We start from the raw sequence: 12407 nt of genomic DNA on the forward strand, positions 1-12407 counted from the left end.
CTCAAGCTCCGATCAATCCGGGCGTCCACCCGTCGTCGTCTGGAGTTTCGTCTGCTCGGCCTTCGACGGCTGAGCGGGTGACAACAGGGTGGCCGGTGGCGCTCACGCGGAACGGCAAACCTTGGCCACGTAGCCACTCGATCTGCTTCGACTTGATCTTGAAGCCGGTGAGCTTCGCAAGTTCAGGGTCCGTCAGGAAGAAGTCCGCTGCAGTCACGCGGACGCTCCACTGCGAGAGGCTTCAGCGACAACAGCTTTGACCACAGCGTTTCGGATACTGGCACGCGCGCTTACGGGAGCTGCGTTCCAGATGTCTGGAAAGTTGGCGTCGATGTGTTCCATCACCGCGAACGCAACCAAGTCGGCGTCGATCTTGGCGACAGGTTTGGACACGAGCCGGAGCGACAGCTTGCGAGTGTTCGTGTTGGTCATGCCGCCACCTGACTAGCTCGAACAGCTTGGAAGTTGTCTGCGTCGATCTGTGCCTTTGCAACGATAACCAGCGTCTCCACCGCGTGAAGCAGTCCATCGTCCTTCACGTCCGTGTTCACGGCGTTCAGCACGCCCAAGAGGCCGGCCAGTTCGTCACTGGCTTTGTCATGTAACTCTTTCGAGTACGCGTCGACCGAGAGGGCCGAATGTGCGCGCTCTACTTTTTCGATCGCTTTCTCAATCAAACTGAGGATGCCCCAGTACAGATCGGTGCCTTCGTTGTTGGCAGCAATCTCGGCAACGTCGTGCGCCTGCTGCATGACGTCGTGCGGATTGTGGCTATCGTGTGGCCTGGTCTTGGCCCGCGGCGTGTCGACGACGGCGCTCATCCTGCACCGCCTTCCCGGGCCGTTTTCTTCGCCGCTCGAGCAGCGCGCATGCGTTCGACAAAGTCCGCCCTGGATGCGGCTTGGTGCTCGTCCCACTCGGCAGCCGTTCGCTCCCAGCGCTGAACACGCCCGAGCAGCCACCCTTTGCTGACGACGCTGCAACCGAGCTGGAAAACCGCTTCAATGATCTCGACGAATTCGCTCGCTGCATGTCCGCTGCCATTGTTGAATCCGAGATCGTCCCACTGGCCACTCTTGAAGATTTCTTCGAGCATCGCTGCAAATGCTGGACGCTTGATCTTGTGGTTGAGGTTGAAATCGATCAGTTGCAGGGCACGGATAGCGCCCTCTGCACGGCCGGCATAGTAGTTCGCGCGATGAGCTGGGAAAAAGTGTCCTCGCATCTCCGGAATCCTTTTTCTCGGGGCCAACACCTGGTCGTAGAACTGGAAAGGCAGAGCTCCACGAAAGCGCACAGTGTTGGCATCGATTGGAACGCCGACTTCGTGTATCTCGTCCCAGCGCCGGCGCATGATCGAGTCGATGTGTTCGCCGATAGCAGCAATTTCCGCTGCGGCCAGTTCTCGGCCCAATCCGTCGGCGATGTAGCCGTCGAGCTGCTGGCTGAAGTCGGTGAGTGTGCCGACCAGGCGGCCGCCAGCTTGAAGTTCGACTGGGCATCGCTCCGGGTCGCAGTGGATCGCGATCGCCTTGAGTTCACCCACTGCGGCAGTGAAGCCGTTCCATCTGACGTAGGCGATTCCAATGCCGGTGTCCACATCAGCCAGAGCGAGTCCGCCCCCGTTCTTGCACAGAGAGAAGCCTGTGTTTCTGGCTACTTCGTTGTGGTCTGCGGCGAAGTAAGGCTGCCTGGGCAGCACCTGCAGTTCGATGAACAAGGGGCTCGCAGGATCGACGCTGTCCTTGCGGAACACCGGCCTGCCATGGGCAGGATCGAAGTTGCTTTCGGCGATACGTTCGGTTGCGGCGACAGGTGTCGCGGCTTTGGCAACAGGAGTTGCTGTTTTACGTGAGGGCGTGCTAACATTTCCCATGATTTGGGTTCCTCGTTAGGGTTCTCGGGTCACAGAAGCCCCAACGGTTGCCGCCGTCGGGGCTTCGCCTTTTATGAGCCTAGTTCGTGGTGGCTGCCTGGAGTACCTCCTGCAGGATGGACTCGTGATAGCTGTGCACGGTCCCGAAGCGTGGATCGCGAACGTCGCCGATGACCAGGCCCTTTTCGCGTGAGAGAGCAGCGCACTTTCGACCAAGATTCGCCGCGGTGCGCGCATCCACAGGGCGCCCGATCAAGTTCGAGTACCCCAGTACCGTGAAGTGCTTGTTCTCGGGCTGCGTGCGAGCCTCAATGACCGCCACGTTTTCCTGCAGGCGCGCCAGTTCGGTGGCTTGGCGGACTTGCTCCTGCTCGAGCTCGTCTTGCCGGACGAGCGCTTCGATTAGGGCTGCGGTACGTGGATCGCGCACGGCGGGCAGCGTGGCACCCTTAGCGCGGCGTTCGCACTCCAGGAAGTACTCCCGTACCTCGCGGCCCTTGGCCGTGCCTGAGAGCATGCCGATGTGCTTGCCGGCTTCGACCGTGAAGCAGTATTCAGTGGACGGGCGGCCGCCGGCGAGGTTTCCGCCCTTTTGGGCGAGAACCACATAGTCGCTGTTTTCGACGAAGCCGCCGCGCTTGATCTGGGCCTTCGCCCAGTTGGTGTAGTCCTTGCCGATGCCGAGTTCTCGGTGCAGGTCACGGCCGTTGACAGTGGGCTTGAGCTCGTTGCCGAGTTGGCGCGAGTTGATGGCGATATTGATGGTCACGTTAGGGTTCCCGGGTTACTTGCTAGGTTGCTGGGCCGCGAGTTGCCGCTCGCGGGATTCTTCAAGACGAAAAACGATCTCGTTGCCTAGGGTGCGCCGGTTATCGATTGCCTGGTGCTTGAGCCAGTCGCGCAACTCGGTAGGAAGCCGGATCGGAGTGACGGAGGGAAGTTGCGATTGGGCTTTCATGGGTGATGTCATTTTCTGTGTGTTGTGAGTAATGCTATTTTGACTTGTGTCTCATCGCAAGTGTTTTTTGTTGTGAAGTTGATTCATTCATCGCGCAAGCTAGAATTAGTTGAACTGTTGACAGGACTGCTATGAGTGACGAACCCAAACGCAGAGGAGGAGGCGCTAAGCCATCGCGGACGGAAACCGTGACGGTGCGTCTTGACCCCAAGCTGCGATACCTTGCGGAGATTGCTGCGCGCAAGCAGCGGCGCACCCTGTCGAGCTACGTGGAATGGGCTGTCGAGAAAAGCCTGGAGGACGTCAAGCTGTACGAGGGTTCGGGCTACAACGGGGACGAGTCCACCACAGTGGCTGAAGCAGCTACTCTGTTGTGGGATGTCGACGAGGCCGAGCGATTCGTAAAGCTGGCGATCCGATACCCTGAGCTTTTGACCCACGAGGAACAGGAGCGCTGGAAGATGCTGCATGACGCGGCACTCCTGCACCCAGCCAGAGGTAGAAATTCGAGGAGCGGGGAAGTCGTGTGGAACTGGGCCACACTGGAAGACCGCGTTTTGCCGGACCTGCGGCGCTACTGGTCGGACTTGCTTGAAGCGCAAAACGCTGGCCCGCTTGGTCGAGCAGCGTGGGTTCGAAAAATCAACGAGGAGCTTGAAGCGCGAGGGGTGACTTTTTCCTATGCCACGCCTAAGACTCCTCCGAAGTCGAGCAGCGGCTTCGACGACATGGACGCGGATATCCCTTTTTGAGTGGTCGCCGGTCACGCCATCACCTCACGCGTTTCGGCGATCCCGAGAGCCTTGCGCCGGGACTGAAGCAACCGGTCGTAATGGGCGAGGGCTGCCTGATGGTCATTCCCATATTCGGCGACGACGACCCCCTCCGAGCAAACCCAATAAGGCGCACTGAACGCGCAAGCCACAGAAATCGGCGTGCCATCGCGTTTGGTGACCGGGGCGCCCAACGAAATGCGCGTCGTTCCCGCGGCTTGCTGGTCCGCTGAGCGCTTGCTCTGTGCGATCAACTCGCGCGCTTCGTGCGGTTCGATCTTGTTGAGTCCGTGGTGCGGCACGAATTCGTAGAACGTCCCTTTGCTGGGGCTGGCCAGCACATAGGCGTCCGGTTTGAAGTCGCCGGGTGTCGGGATCTTGGCGATCACCGTAAGGGCCAGGAAGCCCACCTTGACGGTGGCTCCGATAGTCCAGTCTTGCTTTGCTTTCATGCCGATCTCCTTGAAGATCTGCAAAGAATAGCAATACTTTACTCAAAGCACAAGCAAAACTTTACTCATAAGGTGGCGCCCGCGAGTGGCAAGGGATTGGTCGCGCTGACGCAGGCCGCAAAAAAGCCCGCGGGCTGCGGGCTGAACAACGCCATGGTAGCTTTTCAGGACTTCTGCTCGAGAGTTCCGTTGGGCTGCATCGAGCGCAGAATGTTCGCAAATCTCTGTGCCGTTTCTTGGGCAATGCCTGGTTGAGTGAGATCCTTTACCAGCTGGCGTGACAGGTCCAAGAGCGTCGAAGTTGGAATCACTACTACACCGACTGGCCGAAGTCCTGAAGCCCCATTCCCAGTCTCCTGTCCCAGAATCAACTTGGTGGTGTGAATGCCGTACACAGCATCCATCACCAAGTCCGCATAGATCAGGGGCACGCCATCTGGGATGCGGGAACGTAGAGGATCTCGCTGCTGGGGGGAGGGACGCTTTGACTTCGTGTCTTTCTTTGGTGCAGGGGATTGAGTTGCTTGGGCCGAAGCCTTCTTTCTGGTTGTAGCCATAGTCATCCTTTGGCGGCTTGTGCTGCTTCTGCGGAGCGTGCGCAGAGAGTGGCGAAAGTCTCACCTTTCAACGCGGACGCGCTCACATCTCGGGTCAGGCGCGCGAAGTCAGAATAGCTCACCAGCTTCACGAAGAGCGCAAGGTCCAGAGCATGCGCGGCCTTTGAGAGGGTTGAGAGTTGGATGTCTCCGCCTTCGGTGTCCTCAAGTCTGGAAATGGCGGATTGCTTGGTTCCCATACGTTCTGCTAGTTGCGTCTGCGTAAGGCCTTGAGCTTCGCGGTTGATACGCACCCCCCAAGCGATAAGGTTTTCAACAGTCGCTTCCATCGCTGCACGCCTATAGTCAGGATCGTTCCATTCCGATGGCATCGGATAGTCGCACAGCGTGTTGGCGGATTCCTTCAGAAGACTAGTCAGCTTATGCGACAGGCCAGGGGCAGACGACAGTTCGTTCGTCAAATCGACCGTCAACTTCGGCGCGACATTTCCGAATCCGTTCTTCGTAATTGGCTGGTTGGTAGACATTGTCTTTCTCGAAGCCTTCAAAGCATATCACGTATGCGTGATGTTCAAGGTCGTGGTAGCCGAACAACCTATGTTGAGCACCGTTTTCGTCCTTGAACCGTATCACGTAAAGGTTATCTCCCAAAGGGCTCGCTTCCGGCCGTTCCCATTGAGTGGCTGGCTTGTCTCGTAGGAACTTCATGTTCACATCGCGACGCGCTCGTGCCTTGGCCGACAGTCCCTTGTCCCATTTCTCGTGGTCGTTTCTGCCATTCGCGGTAAGCCAAAGCCGAAACTCCCAGACAGTAAAAGTGGGCTTCACTGAGCCCTGGAGCAGCCTTTCAAAGTCGCTGAGCGGGGCGGAAGCGGGAGCGGCGTTCGCTTTCGGACGCGAATTGCGGCCCATGTCAACATCCCCTCTTTCCATGCGTCGGAGGCGCGACGATCCCGATCACATGCAGAAAGTTGACGTCTTGCTCACGATTCACCTTTGCAATCCCCGCAACTGGGGATGCGCGCTCATCTCTCAACGATCTGCGGGCGAACAAGCTCTCACGCATCTTCGGAACGTGTAGCCTTGTGCAGTATTCTGGCCTGCTCGAGCAGCGCTTCCTGGGCTTTGGCAGGCATCCCGCGGAAGAGTGCACTCAGTTCCAGCACGAACTTTTCCACGCTTGCATCACGCTCTGATGCTTCCGGGATCAACATTTCCCAGGGCTCGACGCCCAACGCGTCAGCGATCATTGCCATCTCGGTTAGCTTCGCCGAAGGCTCTTTGCCTTTCGCTCCAGCCTCGCGCTCCTTGGGATTGAGGTAGTTGCCCACCGATCGCTGGGCGATTCCCGCGCGCTTCCCAAGGGCCAATTGCGACAGGCCGGCGGCATCCATCCTTCGGCGCAGATTGGCCGCGAAAACAGTATTGATGGAGATTTTTCCCATTGAACAGAGTCTGGCTGGCGCGGTAAGCAAAGTATTGCTTGAATGACCAGCAAAGTTTTGCTATGTTCTGGGCATGAGCACACCAAAACCTCTGGACATCGAAGTACGCGAACTGTTGGGCGCGCGTAAGGGCGAATGGCTCTCGATCGCGAAGCATTCAGGCGTTAGCTACTCGTGGCTTTCGAAATTCTTCAACGGGCACATCGACAACCCCGGTTACCAGACCCTGTGCAGCCTGCACGCGGTGCTGACGCAACGCTCGGCTTCCGAAGCGAAGGCGGCTTGAGTGATGGCCCCTTTCATCGAAGCGCTTCGCGCGCAGACCGAGTATTGCGCGGAGTTCCGGCATGCCGGGTCTACCTGGGCACTCAACTTTTTCGCTGTCGACGATGCCGATGCAGCCGCGAAGGTGCAGAGCATCAAGACGAACCTCGTGCTGCTCGGACGACTCGAAAGGCGCATGGACGCCGAGGGAGCCTGAGATGACGCCCAAGAAGCCCTTGGCTTGGCGCCGGCGCGCGACGCTCATCCGCTCGAAGGAAGCCAACCGCGTGAACGCTTTGATTCGATGGGAGAGCATGCGTGGGGCCGCCGGAAATGTGGCGCAGGTCATCAACTCCAAATGGCGCGACGCATCTGCTGCAGTTAACCGCGCTGCCGGCTTTCGTGAGCCTCCTGAGCCCGAGCCTGCGGTCCAAGACCCACCGAACAAGCCTCGTCCGAACACCGACGGAGTGCGGTTCGCGGAAGGCGAGCCGAGCTTCTTCAACCTGGTTGCCAAACAGCACGAGATGTCGGTCCTCGAGGCCTTAGCGCTGACGCGCATGGCGCTGGTGACCAACCACAACGTGCTGGCCACAGATCGCCCCGACCTGCCGCGGGCGCCGGGCACCGGCTGGACGACGAACTTCCTGCGGGAGATCGCGGCTATCGACGCCGCGGCCCAAATGCTGGCCGGAAACCATTGCCGTACTGATCTCGGATGTGCTCGTTGTAGTACGTGCCAGCCGAGCGAGCCAAGCACAGGCCATGCCACACGCTCGCAGGAACTCCAGGGTAGTCGTAGCCCTGATGAGGTTCGCTCGTGAACCAGAGCCGCAACAGACTCGTCGTCGGCTCGTATGTGCCCTTCACCAAGGCATTCGAAACGAATCGCGTCTCTTCCATTTCGTCTACCCCTCGCGGGGTCCGTGTTGTGGTGATGCGGATTCTGCCCCGCGGGGGGTGGGCACCGTCCGCTGATCACGCGCGGCCTCGACGTGTATGCGGCTGGCCGCTCGGCGTGATGTCAACCGACTGGCAGGAGAACCTCGTGACCACGTCGCCGTCGACCCACTGGATGATGAGCCTGCTGGTGCGCAGAACCATGCTAGGCGGGCGGCCTGGATCCAAGCAGGCATTCGTGCTGACGCAGTTGCGCGTGCTGCAGTGGATGAGATCCGGGTCGTGGGGTAGGCCGCGTCTGGGCGAGTTGGAGTAGGGCATGTCTGCAGTCTCTCCATCCCCTACTGAAAGGGCGAGAAAGGGTGTCGTTCTCGCGGCCCGCGCCCTTGCAGAACCTGGCAGAGCGGCCGGTGTTGCCGCTGCTATGGGCCTTTCCGAGTCGACCATCAGCCGAATCAAAAACGAGCGCCTGGACGAGGTGCTCCTGTTCCTCGCGCATCTCGGACTTAAGGTGACGCCGGCCTCGTACCGCTGCATAGACGAACGAACCTTCGAGGCATACCAGGTGCTCTGGGAGAAGGCCATGTCGATGACTACACCGGCCAAGCTCATCTTTGAGGATGCCGACTGATGAGCCGCACCGTCAACCGCGTGATCTACATCGCGCACTTACTTTGGTACTTGCGGATTCACCGCTCATGGTCCAGCGCCGTCTGGTGCATGCAGCACGAGGGAAGGACTTGGCGAGCAGGTCGCTGAGTTTCGATCCGCGGCTAGGGTCGCTCCCGAAGAGCAGCTCCACCTCCTGCCTGCCGAGGATTTCTTTTGAGGTGTCACCTAAGAGGTGTAGATGAAAACAAGCGCTGACAAAGCCGCCCTGATCACGGAAGACTTCAGATCCCAACCATTGCTCAGGAGACCGCTATGACCGATTCCGCCTCTAACTCCCAGTGGCTCGACGACCTTCACACTCCCTGTGACCCCGAGATCTTCCGCCGTGCGCTCGACGTGTGGCAGGCCGGCGGACAATTCAAGCTGCGCAAATCGAAGCCGAAGCAAAAAGGGCTCTACCTCGCTGACATTCCCGTCAATCGCTCAGCGATGGCGACCATCGGATTCCTCAAAGCCCGCGGCGTAGAAAACACCCAGGCGTATCTGTGGCGCACCATGCACTTCGGCCAACTCCTTGAGCACCTGCAGCCAAATGGCCGCTTGGCGAAGTACGTCAAGCCTGGGAGCGACAAGGACAGCATGATGGTGAGCGAAGCATTGCTTGATGCTGTTGCGATCGCGCCAGTCAAGCTGCCTAACGACCCGGCTGCCGAAGCCTGCGTGTTTGACATAGAAGAAATTGCGCGCATCGCCGAGGAGATCTGGCGAGCAGACAGTGGGGGCGACGACGAAGATGGTCGCTGATGCTCGCATCTCCGCCGCGTTGCCGGACCACCCAAAGACCAAGAAGCTGATTCGGCGACTCGGGGATTGCGCGGGGTGGTATCTCGTGCGGCTATTCCTTTGGACCGCGGCCAATCGTACCGATGGTGACTTATCGGGCATGACCGACGAGGACATCGAACTGGCCGTCGGTTGGAGCGGCGAACTTGGCGCATTCGTGCGTGAATGCGCAGACGTGCGATTCCTCGATGGGGATGAGGGCATGCGACGGCTTCATGACTGGGAGGAGCACAACCCCTGGGCCGCAGGCGCGGAGAAGCGCTCGGAAAAAGGCCGATGGGGTGCCTTGTGCAAGCAGTACGGACGCGCCGAGGCTGCCCGGATGATGCCCGAGTACGCCGAACGGATCCGCTTGGCAGACGAAAAGAAGCCAGTAGCACTGCCAGAAAGTGCCAGTGGCACTGCTACGGGCACGCAGTTGGCACTGCCAGTGGCAGATTCTGGCAGTGCCCCGTCTCCGTCTCCGTCTCCGTCTCCGTCTCCGTCTCCGTCTCCGTCTCCGTCTCCGTCTCCGTCTCCGTCTCCGTCTCCGTCTCCGTCTCCGAAACCTTCTTCGGGGGGCAAGCCCCCCAAGTCGGACTATCCGCCTGGGTTCGTCCGCATGTGGGCCGTTTGGCCGTCGCATCACCGCAAAGGCGAGAAGGGTGAATGCCTGAAGCTCTGGCGCAAGCACGACTGCGAAGAAATGGCTGACGCGATCATCGGGCACATCGAGCGCATGAAGGCCTCGCGGGACTGGACCAAGGACGGGGGCGCGTACATCCCGGCCCCCCTCGTTTACATCCGGAACCGGCGCTGGGAAGGCGCCGAGGACGTCAAGGCCGCGCCTGTGACGGCAGATGGGCAACGGTGGTGGCAGGTGGCCGGCTTCGAGCATCCGGGCGAAGCTCAGAACGCCCGCTGTCACATCGGCAACTTCCGCGAGTTCCGCGACGGCAAGCGCATCGCGCAGGAGGCCAGCGCGTGAATGTCACCGAGTTGAAGCACATGCTGGCCAGCCAGGCGCTCGAGATCGCACGCATGCTGCTGCCTCAGGGTAAGCAGCGTGGCAGCGAATGGAAGGCCGGCAACACCAGCGGCGAGCCGGGCGACAGCCTCTCGGTTTCCATCCGCGGCCACAAGGCCGGCGTGTGGAAGGACTTCGCGAGCGGGGAGGGCGGCGACCTGATCGATCTGTGGATGGCTTGCCGCGGGCAATCCGTCGTTGAGGCGCTGCGGGACATCAAGCGGCACCTGGGAATTCGCGACGACCTGCCGAAGCCGCCTGCGAAGACGTTTCGTAAGCCCGAGAAGCCGCAATGCCAGACGCCGAGGCAGCGGGTTCATGAATGGCTGACCGGTCGCGGTCTGCTGCCGGAGACGCTGGCGGCTTTCAAGATCGGCGAGCAGTTGCGCGGCGGCAAGGCCTACGCCGTCTTCCCGTACGTCGATGACGCCGGCGAGGTGTTGAACATCAAGTACCGAAACGCCGACGAGAAGAAGGACATGCGCCAAGAAGCCGGCGCGGCGCCCTGCCTGTTCGGCTGGCACTTGATCGACCCGAAGGCGCGCACCGTCACGATCACCGAGGGCGAAATCGACGCGATGACGCTGCATCAGATGCGCGTGCCCGCGCTGTCGGTCAATCAGGGCGCGGGGAATCACCAGTGGATCGAGGTGGACTGGGAGAAGCTGGAGCGCTTCGAGGACATCCTGATCTGCTTCGACAACGACGAGGCCGGCGACAAGGGCGCGGCCGAGGTCATCAACCGTCTGGGCATCGAGCGATGCCGCCGCGTCCGCCTCGGTGCCAAGGATGCAAACCAGTGGCTGCAGGACGGCGCTGAGGCGGTCGATTTTCAGCAGGCGATGGAAGATGCTCGCCCGCTCGATCCCGACGAGCTGCGCAACGCTGACGACTACACGCAGGCGGTTGTCGAGCTGTTCTATCCGCCGCCGGGAACACCTGTCGCGCCGGCCCTGTACATCGACAAGGAGCTGGATTGGTTCCGCTTCCGCATGGCCGAGTACACCTGCTGGACTGGCATCAACGGGCACGGAAAGAGCCTGATGCTCGACCAGATCCTGCTGGGCCTGATGCTGCAGGGCGAGCGAGTGGTGATCTTCTCGGGTGAAATGGGCGCTGCTCGCCACTTGAAGCGAATCCACAAGCAGGCCACGGGCCTGGACCGTCCCACGCGGGAATACATCCAAGCGGTCGGCGCGTGGCTGCGCGAAAAGCTCTGGATCTTCGACCTGGTGGGCGTCGCGAAGCTGGATCGGCTGCTGGAGGTATTCGCCTATGCAGCGCGTCGCTACGGCGTGCGGCACTTCGTGATCGACAGCCTGATGATGATCGATGTCCCCCAGGATGGGCCCGGCTCGATCACCAAGCAGAACGAAGCGGTGCAGAAGCTCGTGTCGTTCAAGAAGACGCACAACGTGCACGTCCACCTCGTGGCCCATCCGCGCAAGCTGCGCGACGAGGCCGAGGCGCCCGGAAAGATGGAGGTGGCTGGCGCTGGCGGCATCGTCAACGGCGCAGACAATGTGTTCTCCATCTGGCGTGCCCAGAAGGACGAGGCACCCGCAAACCCCAACGACCCTGACGCGGTGGCCGCGTGGGAGACGATGCAGGGCGACATCGACGCGAAGTTGATCCTGAAAAAGCAGCGCGAGGACGGTGTGCAGGACTACACCCAGGTCCTCTGGTTCGACAAGCCCTCGATGCAGTACCGCACCAGCCAGCGGCGCTTCCCGCTACGCTTTGTCGACTTTTCAACACAGAATGAACGGGAGCTGTATGACCAATCAGACTCAACCCACTGGCGTTGAAGACCGGAACTCGCATGGCGACATGCTCGAGCGCTGGGTATTGCTCTGGAGCCAGCGTCAGAACGCTTTTCACATCGAGCCTTTGGCGCGGATGCTCGACGCGAACCGGAAGGCGTTTGCGGAGGATCGGAGCTCGGACTACGTCGTCCTCGAACTCGGCAATCGCGAAGTCGTTGACGCAGCGGCGGACGCGTTGAGGCCGGTGATCCATGCCCGGGAGACTGCTGCGGCTGTGCTCGCGGGCATAGCGCAAACCCGTCCCTCTGAGCCCTCCGCGTGAGCCAGACAGTGACCTGGTTCCCAGATCCTGTGTTGCAGGCCGCGCTTCCGCGCGAGCGCCGCGCGCCGGGCGTCACCGGCGACCTGGTCATGCAGACGATCATCGACTTGCACGCCGCCGGCCGCATGGCTACGCGCCAAGTCGTGGTCGAGATCACCCAGCTGTCGTACGCCGTGGTCGACGACCACATCAAGCGCGCGATCGATGACGGCAAGCTGCGCCGCGTGGCGCCCGGCATCGTCGAACCGGTGGAGCAACTGCCGCCGGCGCGCGCCATCTCCCTCACGCGGCTGCCCAATGGCATGGGCAAGCTGGAGATCGGCGAGCACGTCGTCGACCTCGTGCCGAGCGAGGAGCGCCAACTCGGCAGCATGCTCGCCGGCCGCGCCGCCGAAATGACCGGCATCCAGAACGCCCGCGACCTGGCCGACATGGTGGCGCACCTGCAGCGCCAGCTCGAAGCGGTGCAGCGCCGCGCCGAGGCGCAGGACGAGACTATCCGTCGGCTGCAGAAGATTCCGAAGCAGGACGAGCTGTTCTGACCGCCCCCCACTAAGGTTCGCGCCCGCACGCGCGCCCGGGAATCATCCCGGTCCATGCAAGACGCGCGCGACCCGACCAGCACCAGCTCTC

General features: G+C 61.0%; 20 protein-coding genes. 9 read left to right on the forward strand and 11 right to left on the reverse strand.

Annotation, left to right across the window (positions count from 1 at the left end):
- Position 1 precedes the first annotated feature (1 nt).
- From EJP67_RS16445 to EJP67_RS16470, 6 genes are all read right to left on the reverse strand, one after another.
- Positions 2-217 carry a DUF4224 domain-containing protein gene (locus EJP67_RS16445; protein ID WP_126022791.1) on the reverse strand — a complete coding sequence of 72 codons (216 nt, stop codon included), beginning with the start codon at positions 215-217 and terminating at the stop codon, positions 2-4.
- On the reverse strand, positions 214-432 hold the full coding sequence (locus EJP67_RS16450; protein WP_126022792.1) for a hypothetical protein: 219 nt from the start codon (positions 430-432) through the stop codon (positions 214-216). The genes EJP67_RS16445 and EJP67_RS16450 overlap by 4 nt, the downstream gene beginning before the upstream one ends.
- On the reverse strand, positions 429-821 hold the full coding sequence (locus tag EJP67_RS16455) for a hypothetical protein (protein ID WP_126022793.1): 393 nt from the start codon (positions 819-821) through the stop codon (positions 429-431). Before EJP67_RS16455 ends, EJP67_RS16450 begins: the two co-directional genes overlap by 4 nt.
- The gene (locus EJP67_RS16460; protein WP_126022794.1) at positions 818-1876 is read right to left on the reverse strand and encodes a hypothetical protein; all 1059 of its coding nucleotides are present in this window, start codon (positions 1874-1876) and stop codon (positions 818-820) included. The genes EJP67_RS16455 and EJP67_RS16460 overlap by 4 nt, the downstream gene beginning before the upstream one ends.
- A 79-nt stretch (positions 1877-1955) precedes the next feature.
- On the reverse strand, positions 1956-2645 hold the full coding sequence (locus EJP67_RS16465) for an antA/AntB antirepressor family protein (protein ID WP_126022795.1): 690 nt from the start codon (positions 2643-2645) through the stop codon (positions 1956-1958).
- A gap of 15 nt (positions 2646-2660) precedes the next feature.
- Positions 2661-2834, reverse strand: coding sequence for an Arc family DNA-binding protein (locus EJP67_RS16470; RefSeq protein ID WP_126022796.1), 174 nt, complete (start codon positions 2832-2834; stop codon positions 2661-2663).
- Between the two features lie 131 nt (positions 2835-2965).
- Here EJP67_RS16470 and EJP67_RS16475 point away from each other — a divergent pair, with 131 nt between their 5' ends.
- Positions 2966-3586, forward strand: coding sequence for a hypothetical protein (locus tag EJP67_RS16475; protein ID WP_126022797.1), 621 nt, complete (start codon positions 2966-2968; stop codon positions 3584-3586).
- Positions 3587-3597: 11 nt separating this feature from the next.
- Here EJP67_RS16475 and EJP67_RS16480 read toward each other — a convergent pair whose 3' ends face one another.
- The 3 genes from EJP67_RS16480 to EJP67_RS16490 all read right to left on the reverse strand — a co-directional run bounded on the left by EJP67_RS16480 (position 3598) and on the right by EJP67_RS16490 (position 6061).
- On the reverse strand, positions 3598-4059 hold the full coding sequence (locus EJP67_RS16480; protein WP_126022798.1) for a hypothetical protein: 462 nt from the start codon (positions 4057-4059) through the stop codon (positions 3598-3600).
- A 559-nt stretch (positions 4060-4618) separates the two neighbouring features.
- A complete protein-coding gene (locus EJP67_RS33810) occupies positions 4619-5143 on the reverse strand; it encodes a helix-turn-helix domain-containing protein (RefSeq protein ID WP_206169508.1) in 525 nt (174 codons plus the stop codon).
- Between the two features lie 531 nt (positions 5144-5674).
- Positions 5675-6061, reverse strand: a complete 387-nt coding sequence (locus EJP67_RS16490) for a helix-turn-helix domain-containing protein (RefSeq protein WP_126022799.1) — start codon at positions 6059-6061, stop codon at positions 5675-5677.
- A gap of 73 nt (positions 6062-6134) precedes the next feature.
- On the opposite strand from EJP67_RS16490, the gene EJP67_RS16495 reads away from it, so the two are divergent.
- The gene (locus tag EJP67_RS16495; RefSeq protein WP_126022800.1) at positions 6135-6347 is read left to right on the forward strand and encodes a hypothetical protein; all 213 of its coding nucleotides are present in this window, start codon (positions 6135-6137) and stop codon (positions 6345-6347) included.
- A 3-nt stretch (positions 6348-6350) separates the two neighbouring features.
- Entirely contained in the window at positions 6351-6542 is a 192-nt protein-coding gene (locus EJP67_RS16500) for a hypothetical protein (protein ID WP_126022801.1), read from the forward strand.
- 446 nt (positions 6543-6988) lie between these two features.
- Here EJP67_RS16500 and EJP67_RS34215 read toward each other — a convergent pair whose 3' ends face one another.
- Positions 6989-7228: a KTSC domain-containing protein gene (locus EJP67_RS34215; RefSeq protein WP_126022802.1), complete on the reverse strand. Its 240-nt coding sequence runs from the start codon at positions 7226-7228 to the stop codon at positions 6989-6991.
- Positions 7229-7303: 75 nt separating this feature from the next.
- Entirely contained in the window at positions 7304-7429 is a 126-nt protein-coding gene (locus EJP67_RS34130) for a hypothetical protein (RefSeq protein ID WP_276312257.1), read from the reverse strand.
- Positions 7430-7544: 115 nt separating this feature from the next.
- Between EJP67_RS34130 and EJP67_RS16510 the strand changes: the two genes are divergently transcribed.
- The 6 genes from EJP67_RS16510 (at position 7545) to EJP67_RS16540 (ending at position 12316) form a co-directional block, all read left to right on the forward strand.
- Positions 7545-7856: a transcriptional regulator gene (locus EJP67_RS16510; protein WP_126022803.1), complete on the forward strand. Its 312-nt coding sequence runs from the start codon at positions 7545-7547 to the stop codon at positions 7854-7856.
- A 293-nt stretch (positions 7857-8149) separates the two neighbouring features.
- Positions 8150-8641, forward strand: a complete 492-nt coding sequence (locus EJP67_RS16515; protein WP_126022804.1) for a hypothetical protein — start codon at positions 8150-8152, stop codon at positions 8639-8641.
- A gap of 724 nt (positions 8642-9365) precedes the next feature.
- Positions 9366-9647, forward strand: coding sequence for a hypothetical protein (locus EJP67_RS16525; RefSeq protein ID WP_126022806.1), 282 nt, complete (start codon positions 9366-9368; stop codon positions 9645-9647).
- Entirely contained in the window at positions 9644-11494 is a 1851-nt protein-coding gene (locus tag EJP67_RS16530) for a toprim domain-containing protein (RefSeq protein ID WP_240650681.1), read from the forward strand. The genes EJP67_RS16525 and EJP67_RS16530 overlap by 4 nt, the downstream gene beginning before the upstream one ends.
- A complete protein-coding gene (locus tag EJP67_RS33815) occupies positions 11463-11774 on the forward strand; it encodes a hypothetical protein (RefSeq protein ID WP_206169509.1) in 312 nt (103 codons plus the stop codon). Before EJP67_RS16530 ends, EJP67_RS33815 begins: the two co-directional genes overlap by 32 nt.
- Positions 11771-12316 carry a hypothetical protein gene (locus tag EJP67_RS16540; RefSeq protein ID WP_126022807.1) on the forward strand — a complete coding sequence of 182 codons (546 nt, stop codon included), beginning with the start codon at positions 11771-11773 and terminating at the stop codon, positions 12314-12316. The genes EJP67_RS33815 and EJP67_RS16540 overlap by 4 nt, the downstream gene beginning before the upstream one ends.
- Positions 12317-12407 lie beyond the last annotated feature (91 nt).

It is taken from the genome of Variovorax guangxiensis, from assembly GCF_003952165.1.
Taxonomy (GTDB): domain Bacteria; phylum Pseudomonadota; class Gammaproteobacteria; order Burkholderiales; family Burkholderiaceae_C; genus Variovorax; species Variovorax guangxiensis.